The sequence below is a fragment of the Pseudomonas sp. MIL9 genome (assembly GCF_016887925.1).
Lineage (GTDB): Bacteria > Pseudomonadota > Gammaproteobacteria > Pseudomonadales > Pseudomonadaceae > Aquipseudomonas > Aquipseudomonas mohnii.
In genome coordinates, this window is sequence record NZ_JAFEHE010000002.1 from 85044 (window position 1) to 99448 (window position 14405).

Below are 14405 nucleotides of genomic sequence, written 5' to 3' on the forward strand. Positions count from 1 at the left end.
GATAGGGCGGGCCCTGGCGGTTTAATCATGGTTGCGTTTTCGGCACATCGGTAACGGTCAGTTTGTCTGCCTGATTCACCCAGCCGCCGCCGGTTGCCTTGTACAGATCAATCATGCTGGTGAACACCGAGCCACGGGTGCGGGTGTAGTTCAATTCGGCGTCAAACAGGCTGCGCTCGGCGTCCAGCACTTCGATGTAGCTGGTGTAGCCGTTGTCGTAGCGCAACCGTGCGTAGTGGGCATAGGTGCTCAGTGCCTCGACCTGCCTGGCCTGGTAGGCCATCTGTTCTCTGGACTTGCTCGACGCGACCAAGGCATTTTCCACGTCCCTGAACGCCGATTGAATCGACTGTTGGTAGATCAGCAGCGCTTGTTGTTGGAAGGCTTCGGCTTGTTGCACCTGCCCGGCGATACCGCCGGCGGTGAAGATCGGCATGCTCGCCGCAACACCATAGGACCAGGTGGAAGCGGGCCCGGTGAACAGGTTTGACAGCTGGCTGCTGGCAGAGCCCAACAGCCCGGTCAGGGAAATGGTCGGGAAGTACTGGGCCTTGGCAGCGCCGATCTGGGCATTGGCCGAGATTAGGTTCAGCTCGGCCTGACGCAAATCAGGTCGCCGCTCGAGCAAATCCGACGGTAAGCCGGCCGGCACCGTTGGCAGATTCAGTTGGGCCAGGTCACGCCCGCGGATGATCGGCCCCGGGTTGCGTCCGAGCAGCACGGCCAGGGCGTTTTCCTGTTGTGCGACCAGGGGTTCGAATTGCGCAACCGACGCCTGGGTGCGCTCGTATTCGGACTGGTTCTGCGCCAATTCCATTTCGGAAATGGTGCCGGCACCGTAGCGCAGCTTGAATATTTCGTAGGATTCACCGCGCGCCTTGGCGGTCGTGCGGGCGATTTCCAGCTCGCGGTCGAGATCGCGCAGGGTCACGTAACTCGACGCTACCGAGGCCACCAGGCTCAATATGACGCTTCGACGGCCTTCTTCCGACGCCAGCAGATCGGCACGGGCGGATTCGTCGAGGCGGCGCAAACGGCCCCAGATATCCAGTTCCCAGTTCACGCTGAGAATCGCCTGGTAGTTGTTGAACACCGGATCCACCGACGGATCGAGCGGCACCGGCCCATTGTCTCGCTGTGAGCGGGACCGCTGACCCTGGGCGCCCAGCCCGACTTGTGGAAACAGCAGTGAGCGGGTCTGGCCGTAACGACCCTGGAATTCCTCGACTCGCGCAGCGGCAATCTTGATGTCCTTGTTTTCGAGCAGCGCGGTGCGGATCAGATCATTCAGGACCGGGTCCTGGAACTGCTCCCACCACAGCGTGTTCGATAGATTCTTCGCTTCCTTGTCCGCGTAACGGTAGGCCGCGGGGGTATCGATATTCGGGTGCTGGTAGTCAGGTCCCACCATGCAACCCGCCAGGCCCAGGCACAACAACAGTGGGAAAGGGGGCTTACGCATTTCAATCCCCCTCATGTCTGTTTTGTGCCGCGCCGTCGGGAAGCTGCGGAGCCTGTGTCAGTGCAGCCGGTTTGGCAGGTTTTTGCACGGCGTCCTTCTCCCCGAACATTCGTTCCACCAGGTAATAGAAGAGGGGGATGAAGAAGATCGCGATCACCGTCGCCGCCAGCATGCCGCCGATCACCCCGGTGCCGATGGAGTGGCGACTGTTTTCGGAGGCGCCGACGGCAATGGCCAGCGGAACGCAGCCGAGGATGAACGCCAGGGACGTCATCACGATAGGGCGCAGACGTTCTTTAGCGGCAGTCATGGCGGCGTCGTAGGCCGACATGCCGTTTTCCCGGTTCAGCACCGCAAACTCGAAAATCAGGATGGCGTTCTTGGCGGCCAGCGCCACCAGCATGGTCAGTCCGATCTGGAAGTACACGTCGTTGCTCAAGCCCCGAAGGAGGACGGCGAGCAGAGCACCGAACAAGGCAAAAGGCACCGCCAGCAGTACACCGACAGGCAGCGACCATTTTTCGTACTGCGCGGCGAGGATCAGGAACACCATCACCAGGCCGAAGATGAACACCTGGGAAGAGGCACCGCCGCTCTTTTTCTCCTCGAACGCCTCGCCGCTCAAGGCCAGCGAGTAGTCGTTGGTCATGATTTCGGCGCTGATCTCTTCCAGGGCCTTGAGCGCCTGGCCGGAGCTATAACCGGGTGCGGGGTTCGCCGTGAGTTTGACCGCCGGGAAGTTGTTGAAACGGGTCAGCAGGTCGGGGCCGGTGACGTAGCGGGTGGTCAGCACGGCCTTGAGCGGCACCATGTCCAGGTTCTTGCTGCGCACGAAGATCTCCTGCAGGTCCTCGGCTTTCAAGCGATAGGCCGGTTCGGCCTGCAAAATCACCTGCCACAGGCGACTGAACTTGTTGAACTGGGACACGTACAGCGAGCCGAACATGGTCTGCATGGCGCTGTAGACATCCTCCACCGGCACCCCGAGGGATTCCGCTTTTTCCCGGTCGACATCGACCATCAACTGGCGGGAAAACACGTTGAAGGTGGAGGTGATGGCGCCGAGTTCCGGACGTTCCTTGGCCTTCGCCAGCAGACTGCCCACCATTTCCGCCAGTTGATCGACGTTACCGTCGCCCTTGCTTTGAACCCAGACCTCCATGCCGCCGGTGGTGCCCAGCCCGGGAATGGACGGTGGGTTGACCGGCAGGATGATCCCGCCCTGAACCGTGGAAAACGCCCGCGCGGCCTTCTGGATCACCGCCGGGGCGCTTTGTGCCTTGATGGTTTCGGAGTCCTTGTAACGCTCCTCGAAATCCTTGAAACCGACGAAAAACGCACCCGCGTTATTCTTGTTCTGGCCATCCAGCAGGCTGTAGCCGTTCACAATGGCAACGCCTTCGACCGCCTCGTCGTTCATGAAGAAGTCACTGGCCACTTTGCCCACTTCACCGGTGCGATCCAGGCTGGCGGCGTCGGGCATGATCACCGCGCCAAGCAAGTAGCCCTGGTCCTCCGGTGGCAGGAACGCACTGGGGATGCGCTCTGCCATCAACAGGATCAGCACGATCATCCCGGCAAAGAGCAGCAACGCCAGGACGAAGCGCTTGATCATGAAGGCCACCGAGCGTGAATAGCCCTCGGTCATGCGCTCGAAGTTGCGTTCGAACCAGCGGAAAAAGGCGTTCTTGTCGCCGTGCTGCGGTTTGAGCAAAAGGGAGGCCAGGGCGGGGGACAGGGTCAGGGCGACCAGGCCGGAAATCACCACGGAAATGGCGATGGTGATCGCGAACTGTTTGTAGAGCTGACCGGTGATACCGCCCATGAAGGCCACCGGAATAAACACCGCGCACAGCACCAGCACGATGGCCACCACCGGGCCTGCCACTTCATCCATCGCCCGTTTGGCTGCGTCCTTGGGCGTCATCTTGTGAACATGCATGTTGCGCTCGACGTTTTCGATCACCACGATCGCGTCGTCGACCACGATACCGATGGCCAGCACCATGCCGAACAGCGTCAGCATGTTCACCGAAAACCCGAGGGCGGACATGCCGATGAACGTGCCGACGATCGACACCGGCACCGCCAGCACCGGAATCAGCGTGGCTCGCAGGCTCTGCAGGAAGATGTAGACCACGATGACCACCAGCACCAGGGCTTCGAAGAAGGTGTGGATCACCTCGGAAATCGAAGCACGGGTAAAGGCCGTGGTGTCCATCACGATCTTGTACTCGATGCCCTCGGGAAACGTGGCCTTCATGTCCGACAGGGTCTTGGTCACCGCCGCGGAAACGTCGAGGGCGTTGGCGCCGGGTTGCTGATACACGGCAATCAGCGTCGCCGGCCGACCCTGATAGGTGCTGCGCAGGGAATAGTCTTTTTGCCCGAGCTCGGCGCGGCCGACGTCCTTGAGTCGAACGATGGCTGCGCCGTTATTGCTGGCGCGCAAGATAATGTTTTCGAACTCCGAAGGTTCGGTCAGGCGTCCCTTGGTGGTGACGGCAAACGACTGCTCGACGGCTTGCCCCGTTGGCGACTGGCCAACCCGGCCCACGGCGAACTGCTGGTTCTGATTGGCGACGGCTTTCTGCACATCGGCAGCGGTGATGCCCAGCTGGGCCATGCGGTCAGGCTTGAGCCAGATCCGCATGGCGTAGTCCGGCGTGCCGAAGATGCTGGCCTGGTTCGCCCCCGGAATCCGCTTGATCGCATCGAGGATATAGAGGTTGGCGTAGTTGGCGACGTAGGTGCTGTCATAGCGGTCGCCGGCGGAATACACGGCAAGCACCATCATGAACGCCGAGGATTTTTTCTGTACCTGGATGCCCTGGCTCTGCACGGCAGAGGGCAGTTGCGGCAAGGCCAGGTTGACCCGGTTCTGCACGTCGACCTGGGCCAGGGACGGATCGGTGCCGATTTCGAAGAAAACGTTGAGGGTCATGTTGCCCGTCGCGGAGCTCGACGAGTTCATGTAGATCATGTTGTCGGCGCCGTTGACCTGCTGCTCGATGGGCGCGGCCACGTTATTGGCCACGACCTGTGCATCGGCCCCGGGGTATGTCGCGGCCACCGTAATCTGTGGCGGCGTGATGTCCGGGTACTGCGCGATGGGCAGCTTGAGCATGGCCACTGCACCGGCCAGGGTGATGATGATGGAAATCACCGAGGCGAAGATGGGCCGATCGATGCAATAGTGAGAAATGCTCATTGGCTTTTCCCGCCATTGGCTTTTGCCGGTTGCCCGTCGGCGGCGCCTGTGGAAGCGGCGCCAGGCGCATCGACAATATTCAATGGCCCGCCTGGCGTGACCCTGATCGCGCCATCGACCACGATGCGCTCGCCGGCCCGCAGGCCCTTGTTGATGAACCAGTTGTCACCCTGCCAGTCACCCACTTCAACCACCCGTTGCTCGGGTTTGCCTTCGGCATTGAGGACCCATACGAAGTGACTTCTGGCACCTTCGAGCACGGCCTTTTGCGGTACAAGAATGGCATTGGGCCGGGACGCGCCTTTGGCCAGGGCCCGCACAAACTGACCGGGGCGGAGCAGGCCATCAGGGTTGGCGAGCACTGCGCGAACCAGGAAGGTGCCGGTGCCCTGGCTATAGGAAGGCGCCAGAAAATTCAACTTGCCCTTGTTGGGGAACACGGTGCCGTCCGCCAGGACTACCTCAACGATAAATTCACTGCGCGGCGGGAAAATGAGATGGCCGGCGGCGATTTCGTCGCGGTACTTCAGTGTTTCGTTTTCCGAGAGGCTGAAATTGACGTACATCGGGTCCATCTGTGACACCGACGTCAGCAACCCCGACTCGCCTGGCGTCACATAGCTGCCTTCCTGCTTCTTGGCATAGCTGGAAAGCCCGTTGAGGGGCGAGGCGATGGTGGTGTAACTGAGGTTCAACTGTTCGGTACGCACAGTACCCTCTGCGGCCAGCACGGCAGCACGGGTTTCACGCTCGTTGCCCACGGCATTGTCCAGGTCCATCTTGCTGACTGCATTCTGCGCCGCCAGTGGCTTGACCCGGGCCAGCGTAGCCTTGGCCACCTCCCAGCGGGCCTGTTGCTGGGCCAGTTGACCCTGGGCCGACACCAGCGCGGCCTCAAAGGGTTTACGGTCCATCTGGAACAGTGTCTGCCCGGCTTTCACCAGATCGCCTTCGGTGTACAGCCGCTTATCCAGGAATCCGGCGACGCGAGCACGGATTTCCACCTCTCGGGAACTCTGGGTCTGGGCGACGAATTCGAAGGTCACTGGCGTGTCGCGGGCGGTGACCGTCATGACCGTTACTTCAGGCGGCTTGCGCGCCGGGGAAACCGGTTCCTTTCCGCAGCCGGCAAACAGGACGCAAATCCCCAGCAGACTGGCAACTGGCAGGCCGAAAACGCTGGAAAATTTCACGCCACCCATACCAATGCTCCCTCAGGTCGATGAAGCAAGCGTAGCTAGCATTGCTTTGGATACCAGTGGCGAGGGGCGTTTTTGATTCAAAAAAAAACGGTGATTGTGATGTTCTACTGAGGAGCGCTTTTTGACGAGCCGGTAAGCATGACACCACCGGCTTTACGCGTACTTGAACGAGAGGATCGGGTCATCCGGACGTTCGCAATTCACCGTCAGCGGTTATTGCGCCAGATGGAAAAATTCAACGCAGCCGCTACACACAGCCAGGCAAGGTAAGGAAAGAGGATCAGGCCAGTGATGACGTCAAGCCGCAATGCCATCAACACCATTGCCGCGACGACCAGCCAGAGCAGTGCCAGGATCAGCATGGCGGCGAAGAGGCGATGAGCGCCGAAGAACACCGGTGTCCAGAGTGTATTAAGTGCGATCTGCGCCGCCCATAAAGCCAGCACCGCCTGACTTCCGGGTATCAGGGTCAACCGGTATCCGGCCCAGGCGAGGAGCAGATAGATCGACGACCAGGCGACGGGAAACACCCAATTGGGCGGTGTGAAGCCGGGTTTGACGAGAGACTCGTACCACGGACCCGGTTTGAACAGCAGGCCGGTGGTGGCGGCAGCAGCGCAGGCGAGAAGAAAAATGAAAAAGGTCATCACCAGTCCTTGATTGAGGTCAGTTGTCCGGGGTTACAAAGCCAGGTCGGCGTTCTTAAAGAAAAGACGCTCGGCGAAGCGAAAAGTTTGGGTCGAGGGATGACATTTCCCGGATCGCTGCTTTTCCCGGTGTATGCGCCCTGGCCGGGATTAGCGTAGTTCAGGATTTCCAGCATCTTTAATCCAGGTGCTCAGTTCCGTAACCATTTTGTTGACCTCACTGTCTTCCCGCTCGGAGGGGCGAACGATGGCGTTCCAGGCGATGTCGAGGCCGTCATTCAGGGCCGCCCATGCCAGCTCCCCGCGCTCCAGGCTGGGGGTCACCAAATCCCGTTGCAGTATGCTGATTCCGTACCCTGAACGAACCAGTTCGACGATGGCTTCGATCAACTCCACGGTGATCATGCGCCGCGGCAAGATGCTGGCGGGGGCGAAGAACCGATCATATTCCCAGCCACTGGCGCGATCGGTTGAGTAGGTGACCAGGTTGTAGGTCTTGAAGTCTTCGGCGTAGATATTTTTCCTTCCCGCAAGGGGATGGTCGGTGGCCATGATCGCAATCAAATCGTCGCGGAACAGCGGCAACTTTGCGACGCCGCTGGGCACCATGCCGTCATCGATGATGGACACATCAAGCCGACCTTGCATCAAGCTCGCATAAACGTCGTTGCGCGGCACCGTCACCAGTGTGATTTCGATGTCCGGCCGCAGGTTTGAATAATGCTTGATGAATTTGGGTATCCAGCGAAACGGTCCGTAGGAGGTGACCCCCATACGAACAAAAGCTGTAACGCCTCCAGCCATGGACCGGGCCTCGGACTCGGCTTCGTTCAGGATCGCGATGATGTCCTTGGCGGCCCGTTCCAGGCGCACGCCGGCAGGGCTGAGTCTTAGTTTTCCTCCGGATCGTTCTGTCAGGCTCACACCCAGTCGCCGTTCCGCCTCGCGTATGCGGTGACTGACGGCGGAGGGCGTCAGCCATAGGCGCTCGGCAACGGCCGTCACTGAATCGACTTCCGACAGGGTTTGCAGCATTACGAGGTGATCCAGAGTGAGTCTCATAGGGGAGGCGACCTGAAAATAATTCACAAATTTACGTAAAATAATGAGCGTGACTTGTTTTTTGCTCCGGTGCAATCTGGTTTCAGCAACAGCCCATCGGAGAACAACAACATGACAAAGCTTGCCTTAACCCCTGCAGCCACTCTGGGCGATATCGTCGACCTCGAGCGTTATCCCATTACCGATCGAACCAACCCGGCGTATCAGGCGCTGGTGACCCGAAGCCAATCCCTGCTCGGCGAAGAAGGCGTTGCGATCTTTCCGGGGTTCGTCCGCGATGAAGTGGTCGCCACGATGGCGGATCAAACCCTTGCGCTGCACCCGCGCATGTTCCCTTTCCGGGAAAGCCACACGGTGTATTTCAAGCCTCAGGACGACAGCGTTGAACCGACGCACCCGCTGCGACGATTGATGAGCACCGAGAAAGATACGGTCGCCTACGCCGATATCCCGACAGACCATCTGATCCGGCAGATTTACCAGTCGGACGAATTGCTTTCGTTCATTCGCGATGTACTGAATCTGGACGTGCTCTATCGCCATGCAGATCCATTGGCGGCGCTTAATCTGCAAGGTTTCTCGGCGGGGCAACAGTTGGGTTGGCACTTTGATCGTTCAGACTTCAGCGTGACGCTGTCGCTTCAGGCGGCGACTGCCGGTGGCGATTTTGAGTATGTGCGCATGCTGCGTAACGAGAACGACGATTGCTATGACGCGGTCGGGCAATTCCTCGACAACCCCGCGACCCAGAAGATAGAAGTTCTGCCGCAGGTGCCCGGAACGCTGACGTTGTTCCGTGGCCGTTATTCACTGCACCGTGTGACGCCGGTGGTGGGGGACAGGCTCAGGCTCAACGCGGTATTTGCCTACGTGGATCAGCCCAATGTCGAGTTCAGCGACTATGCGCGTAAATTGTTCTACGGACGCACGTCGGTAGAACCGCTGGTTTAAGTTCAGCAGCACTCACAATAAAAACAGTCGATTCACTTCTTCGCTTCACGTGTATGCACAGGCACTTGTCCACCTTCGAACAGTGGGTCTCGTTTTGCAGGTGCAGCACGCAACAGCTCGCTGCCCCCAATAATAATTTCGGAGCGTCTGATCATGAAATACAGGAAGAACTTGCTGGCCTCGTTACTGACCCTTGGCGTACTGGTTGCCAGTGCTTCAAGCCCGGCATCAGGGTGGTGCGACTCGGGCAAGTCGGTGAAGTTTGCCGGTCTGAACTGGGAGAGCGGGATGCTGCTCACCGACATCATGAAGATTGTGCTCAAGGAAGGGTACGGCTGTGCAACCGACGAGTTGGTCGGCAATACCATCATTCTCGAGACCGCTCTGGCCAGCAACGACATCCAGGTATTCGGCGAAGAGTGGATGGAGCGTAGTGAAGTCTGGAAAAAGGCGGCGGCTGCCGGCAAGGTCGTGGCGATCGGCTCGCCGATCATCGGCGCCGTTCAGGGCTGGTACGTGCCGCGTTATGTGGTCGAAGGGGACGCAAAGCGCAATATGCCGGCACGGGCGCCAGACCTGAAGACGGTCGCTGACCTGAGCAAATACCCCGAGGTTTTTCGCGACGCGGAAGAACCATCCAAAGGCCGCTTCTACAACTGTCCGGCAGGTTGGATCTGCGAACAGGAAAACACGGAGATGTTGAAGGAATACGGTCTTGAAAACACCTTCGTCAACTTCCGTCCGGGAACCGGTGCTGCCCTGGATGCCGCAGTACTGTCCAGCTATAAGCGCGGGGAACCGGTGCTGTTCTACTACTGGTCGCCGACGCCGCTGATGGGACAGATCGATGCAATACGGCTGGAAGAGAAGCCGGGTGTCGACAAAAACGTGGTGACCAAAGTCGGCATCTCCAAAGCCTTCCATGAGCAGGCACCCGAGCTGGTGGCGGTGCTGGAGAAGGTCAATATCCCCATCGAACTGTTGAATCAGAACCTGGCGAGGATGACCAGGGAACGCATCGAGTCACCCAAACTGGCCCGAATCTTCCTCAAGGAACACCCCGAAGTGTGGCATGCCTGGGTGGATGACGCGGTCGCCAGCAAAATCCAGGCGGCGCTTTAATCGGTAATGAGGGCAAGGACGCCCGCCAGCCATAACGCCTTTCGCAACACCGAATTCACGACTGACTTTCTTGCTTCTATCCAGAGGCAGCCTTTTTTGCGTGCGGAATTTTATGAACAAGATCAAATCACGAGCGGCTGTGGCGTTCGCGGCCAACCAGCCCCTGCAAATTGTCGAAGTCGACGTGGCACCCCCGCAAGCCGGGGAAGTACGGGTCCGGATCGTGGCAAGCGGTGTCTGCCATACCGATGCCTTCACCCTGTCCGGTGCCGATCCGGAAGGTATCTTTCCGGTGATTCTCGGCCACGAAGGCGGCGGTATCGTCGAAGCCGTGGGTGAGGGGGTGACCTCCCTGGCGGTGGGCGATCATGTGATCCCGCTGTACACCCCGGAATGCGGCGAGTGCAAATTCTGCCGGTCCGGCAAGACCAACCTCTGCCAGAAGATCCGTGCCACCCAAGGCCAGGGCCTGATGCCGGATGGCACCAGTCGTTTTTCCTGCCAGGGCCAACCCATCTTCCATTACATGGGCACCTCGACCTTTTCCGAATACACCGTGCTGCCGGAAATCTCCCTGGCCAAGATCCCCAAGGATGCACCGCTGGACAAGGTCTGCCTGCTCGGTTGCGGCGTGACCACCGGCATCGGTGCGGTGCTCAACACCGCCAAGGTGGAAGAGGGCGCCAGCGTGGCCATCTTCGGCCTGGGTGGCATCGGCCTGGCGGCTATCATCGGCGCCACCATGGCCAAGGCCGGCCGCATCATCGCCATCGATATCAACCCGGCCAAATTCGAGATCGCCAGGCAACTGGGCGCCACCGACTTCATCAACCCCAGGGAATACGCCAGGCCGATCCAGGAAGTGATCGTCGAAATGACCGAGGGCGGTGTCGATTACTCCTTCGAGTGCATCGGCAACGTCCAGCTGATGCGTGCGGCGCTTGAGTGCTGCCACAAGGGCTGGGGCGAGTCGGTGATTATCGGCGTCGCCGGTGCCGGACAGGAAATCAGTACCCGTCCGTTCCAGTTGGTGACTGGTCGCGTCTGGCGCGGTTCGGCTTTTGGCGGCGTGAAAGGGCGCAGCGAACTGCCCAGCTATGTCGAGAAGTCCCGCACGGGCGAAATCCCGCTGGAGACCTTCATCACCCACACCATGGGCCTGGAAGATATCAACCGGGCCTTCGACCTGATGCATGAAGGCCGCAGCATCCGCACCGTCATTCATTTCGATCGCTGATTCAACCACTACCACCCACCGTGTCTTTACCAGAGAGAACATCACAATGAGCATCTTTACCCATGTCACCGTCGGCACCAACGATCTGCAAAAAGCCCGCGACTTTTACGACAAAGTCCTCGGCGCGCTGGGCCAGAAGCGCCTCGCCGACCTCGATGACAATGGCTCGATCTGGGGACAGGACGCCCCGTCCTTCTTCGTGCTGAAACCGGCCAACGGCGCCCCGGCGAGCGTGGGCAACGGTGTCACGGTCAGCTTTGAAGCACCTGATCGCGCCGCGATCGATGCCTTCCACGCCGCCGCGCTGGCCTATGGCGGCACCGATGAAGGCGCACCGGGCCCTCGTGGCTGGGCGCCTAATGCCTATGCGGCTTATGCCCGCGACCTCGACGGTAACAAGCTGGCGGCGTACTGCTTCAAGCCTGCCTGGTAAGCGTCAGGGCGAGGCTTGATTCAAGCCTCGCCTTTCACGACGCCACGAAATCGACCCTTGGTCGCCTCTCGACTGCTCAGGCCTTTTAAGGTGTCTACTGCTCATTAGGGCCTGCAGATACAGAGAGGAGTGCATGATGAGCAACGAACAAATGGCACCCGAAACGAAAGGTGTCGCGGTGCAGTTACTCGCAACGATCGACCTGGGTCCCGAGATCGAGGGCATGGCCGGGCGCCAACTCAGGATGCGTTTGGTGACATCGAGCCTGGAGGCGTGTTCGGGCCGGTGCACAACCATGTCGACAGGCCGGGCATCGTCTACATATTGCAAGGAACGATCACCGATCACCGAAATGGAACGGCCACCGACTACGGGCCGGGAGTGGGCTGGCCTGAAGACCGGAACACCACCCACTGGCTTGAAAACAGGGGAACGGTCGCGACGTGTGAGATCTCGGTCGACATCGTCAGGCAAGCGTAAGCTCAGCGGGACATCCGCATTGCCAGCGGACCGGCTAGAGTCCGCTGCGCGCTCATTACTCTTCTTCTCTCAACACATTGATCCGTCCCGATTTTTCTGCGGCCAGCAGCATGGCATGGTCTTTTGCATTCTGATCGGCATAGGCGATGGCAAATTTGCCGATGGCCTGGTCGAAGGAATCCGTCTTGCCCAGGTAGCCACTGATGAGTGCAGCATCCCCGGATTTGGCGTGGGCACGGGCCAGGGTCAGGCCGCAGCACTCGGCGTACAGCTTCATTCGCGTGGCGGATATACCCTCGATGGGCGCTGACATCTTCATGTCGCGCAGCTGACGTACAAAAAAGTAGCGACCGTTCTGACTGCGTGTCCAGCCCAGGAAGATATCGCTGGACGACTGCATCAGGCGTTGCCCCGTGACGACACGTTGGCCCTGGTTCTCGTATTCGCTCTTGCCCGCATAGGGCGCCAGCACCGAGGGACAGGCTTCCTTGAATTGCAGCAGCAGCGGGTGATTTTCTGCGGAAAAGAACAGGCCGACGAAACAATAGGTTCCGACGCTACCGATCCCGACGGCCTTGACCGCAATGTCTTCGAGGCGATAGCGATCGAAGAGCACCCGCCGTTCATGGGGCAGCGACAATCGATAGTCTTGCAGCGTCAGGCGCACGTTTTTCATGAAGCCTTTTTCATACACATGAAACAGTATCGGGGGTTGATCGATCAGGCGCCGCCGTCCGCCGACTTCACTGCTGATCTTGGGATAGAGGTAATCGCCGACGCGCACCCTGGCCTTTGCGATCACTTGCTCGCGAAACTTCTTGATCTCTGAATTGGGCGCCATGTCGATGATCGATTGGGCATCCAGTCGGTCATACCAGACATCCAGTGGGCTCATCTTCGAATGCTGGCGCAGGCTTTCGCGGTAGGCTCGAACGCTTTCGACGGCGATGGCCCGTGCGTCTTTATCGCTGAGGCGGTTATCCCGCGCGGCCACGGCAAAACTGATCGCCAGGCGTTTGACATCCCACTCCCAGGGGGCTGGAAGCGTTTCGTCGAAATCGTTGATGTCGAATATCAGGTTGCGCTCAGGTGTGGCGAATAACCCGAAGTTCATCAGGTGACAATCGCCGCAGGCCTGCACCTGAATGCCGGTGGTCGGCGTCTTGGCCAGGTCATGCGCCATCAAGCCCGCAGAGCCACGCAGAAAAGTGAAAGGACTGCGCAGCATGCGGCCGTAGCGCACCGGCACCAGATTGGGCAATCGATAGCGGTTGGAGACTTCGAGGAGTTCGATGGGGTCACGGTGTTTGCGCGGGGGTTTCCATACGGCGTGATCCGCATGGGGCACGCGCTCGCGTACTTGTTCACCTTCGTACAGACGCTCCTTGCGCGAGTGAAAGACCAACTCGTCCCCGTGGTCTTCCGATTGCGCTGTCTTGCTATGGGCGGGGCTATTTTTGCGGGGAGGCATGTCCACTCCTTTGCTCAACGAAGTCAGACTCGCTTGGGCACGGGATCCGGGAATGCGACTGCTCCATCAGCCCACAGAAAGTGCGTGTGCCGGTTTCCTGAAAGCGGCGAAGTACATTGTTTCAAGCGTAGCAGCTCCCGCGACGGATCATGGCGCACCGGTAGAGGTAGAGGTTTTTTTCTTCCTCGACCGATGGCCCCGATCGTTGCGGCTCTCTGCTAGGGAAGCGCGTAGACCTTGAACAGTTTTTTCGCCATGTCGCTGATGCCTCCCAGGTAGGTATTGCAGGCCTGTTCGATTTCGCCCGACCTGTACATTTCGCTGAGAGCGGTATCCACCAGCAAGCGGAAATTTTCGTCGTCTCGATCAAGGGCCATCGCGATCGGTGAATACTCGAACACCCGATCCAGCAGGACCAGTTTTGCTGCGGAGGGGTGCGTGGCGAGGAGATTGCTCAGTATGACGCGTTCGGCAAAAAAGGCATCGGCCTTGCCTTCGGCGACCAGGTTGACACCCGCTTCAGTGTTCTTGACCGTGACCAGGGTGGCCACCACGCCGAGCAAATGCATTTGCTGGCGGATCCATGTCTCGGTGATCCCGCCAGCGGTGGTGACATAGGTTTGATCGGACAGCCCATGATTGACCGTCGCCCGCCAGGTCGGCCCGGTACGGGCGACTTTGCCGTTGAGGACATTGAGCAGCGCCTCGGGGGCTTTCTGGCGCACCACCACCGAAAGGCCGGCGGTGTAGATCGGTACCGAGTAGCTCACCTGCTTGCGACGCGCCAGGGTAGGTGGGCTGGGCGTACAGAGGATGTCGATCTTGCCCGTGCTGATGGCCGTTATCGCGTCGTCGACGGAGACCGGTTGGTAACGTACCTGCAAGTCGGGCAAGCCCAGCTCGACTTTGACGTTGTCAGCGATTTTCTGGCAAAGCTCGATCGCATAACCGCTGGCCTTGTCGCCTGCCTGGACACTGAACGGGGCCAGGTCCGGCAGGTAGCCGAGCGTGAAGGTGTGACTCGCCCGGATGCGTTCAAGGGTATTGGCATCGGCCAGTGCCGGCACCATGGCGAGCAGGCTGACCAGCAGCAAGTGAGTGGCTTTGATCCGTTGTACGTTCATATC

11 protein-coding genes and 1 pseudogene are annotated in these 14405 nt (G+C 59.6%); 5 read left to right on the forward strand and 7 right to left on the reverse strand.

Going from position 1 to position 14405, the window contains the following annotated elements; all coding sequences use genetic code 11:
- Positions 1-25: 25 nt before the first annotated feature.
- From JQF37_RS02435 to JQF37_RS02455, 5 genes are all read right to left on the reverse strand, one after another.
- Positions 26-1462, reverse strand: coding sequence for an efflux transporter outer membrane subunit (locus tag JQF37_RS02435; protein WP_130204277.1), 1437 nt, complete (start codon positions 1460-1462; stop codon positions 26-28).
- A gap of 1 nt (position 1463) precedes the next feature.
- The gene (locus JQF37_RS02440; protein WP_130204278.1) at positions 1464-4673 is read right to left on the reverse strand and encodes a multidrug efflux RND transporter permease subunit; all 3210 of its coding nucleotides are present in this window, start codon (positions 4671-4673) and stop codon (positions 1464-1466) included.
- Entirely contained in the window at positions 4670-5746 is a 1077-nt protein-coding gene (locus JQF37_RS02445) for an efflux RND transporter periplasmic adaptor subunit (protein WP_130204407.1), read from the reverse strand. The genes JQF37_RS02440 and JQF37_RS02445 overlap by 4 nt, the downstream gene beginning before the upstream one ends.
- A 335-nt stretch (positions 5747-6081) precedes the next feature.
- The gene (locus JQF37_RS02450) at positions 6082-6522 is read right to left on the reverse strand and encodes a TspO/MBR family protein (protein WP_130204279.1); all 441 of its coding nucleotides are present in this window, start codon (positions 6520-6522) and stop codon (positions 6082-6084) included.
- 150 nt (positions 6523-6672) lie between these two features.
- A complete protein-coding gene (locus JQF37_RS02455) occupies positions 6673-7584 on the reverse strand; it encodes a LysR family transcriptional regulator (RefSeq protein ID WP_130204280.1) in 912 nt (303 codons plus the stop codon).
- A gap of 111 nt (positions 7585-7695) precedes the next feature.
- Here JQF37_RS02455 and JQF37_RS02460 point away from each other — a divergent pair, with 111 nt between their 5' ends.
- From JQF37_RS02460 to JQF37_RS02480, 5 genes and pseudogenes are all read left to right on the forward strand, one after another.
- Positions 7696-8535, forward strand: coding sequence for a hypothetical protein (locus JQF37_RS02460; protein WP_130204281.1), 840 nt, complete (start codon positions 7696-7698; stop codon positions 8533-8535).
- A 153-nt stretch (positions 8536-8688) separates the two neighbouring features.
- A complete protein-coding gene (locus JQF37_RS02465) occupies positions 8689-9657 on the forward strand; it encodes a glycine betaine ABC transporter substrate-binding protein (RefSeq protein WP_130204282.1) in 969 nt (322 codons plus the stop codon).
- A 112-nt stretch (positions 9658-9769) separates the two neighbouring features.
- On the forward strand, positions 9770-10894 hold the full coding sequence (locus JQF37_RS02470; RefSeq protein WP_130204283.1) for an S-(hydroxymethyl)glutathione dehydrogenase/class III alcohol dehydrogenase: 1125 nt from the start codon (positions 9770-9772) through the stop codon (positions 10892-10894).
- A gap of 46 nt (positions 10895-10940) precedes the next feature.
- Positions 10941-11327 (forward strand): VOC family protein, encoded by a 387-nt coding sequence (locus JQF37_RS02475; RefSeq protein ID WP_130204284.1) that lies wholly within the window; start codon positions 10941-10943, stop codon positions 11325-11327.
- Positions 11328-11463: 136 nt separating this feature from the next.
- Positions 11464-11807 (forward strand): annotated as a pseudogene (locus tag JQF37_RS02480) (cupin domain-containing protein).
- A gap of 55 nt (positions 11808-11862) precedes the next feature.
- Here the strand turns inward: JQF37_RS02480 and JQF37_RS02485 are convergent.
- On the reverse strand, positions 11863-13035 hold the full coding sequence (locus JQF37_RS02485; protein WP_321197466.1) for a DUF2252 domain-containing protein: 1173 nt from the start codon (positions 13033-13035) through the stop codon (positions 11863-11865).
- 461 nt (positions 13036-13496) lie between these two features.
- Positions 13497-14402 (reverse strand): amino acid ABC transporter substrate-binding protein, encoded by a 906-nt coding sequence (locus JQF37_RS02490; protein WP_130204287.1) that lies wholly within the window; start codon positions 14400-14402, stop codon positions 13497-13499.
- Positions 14403-14405: the final 3 nt, after the last annotated feature.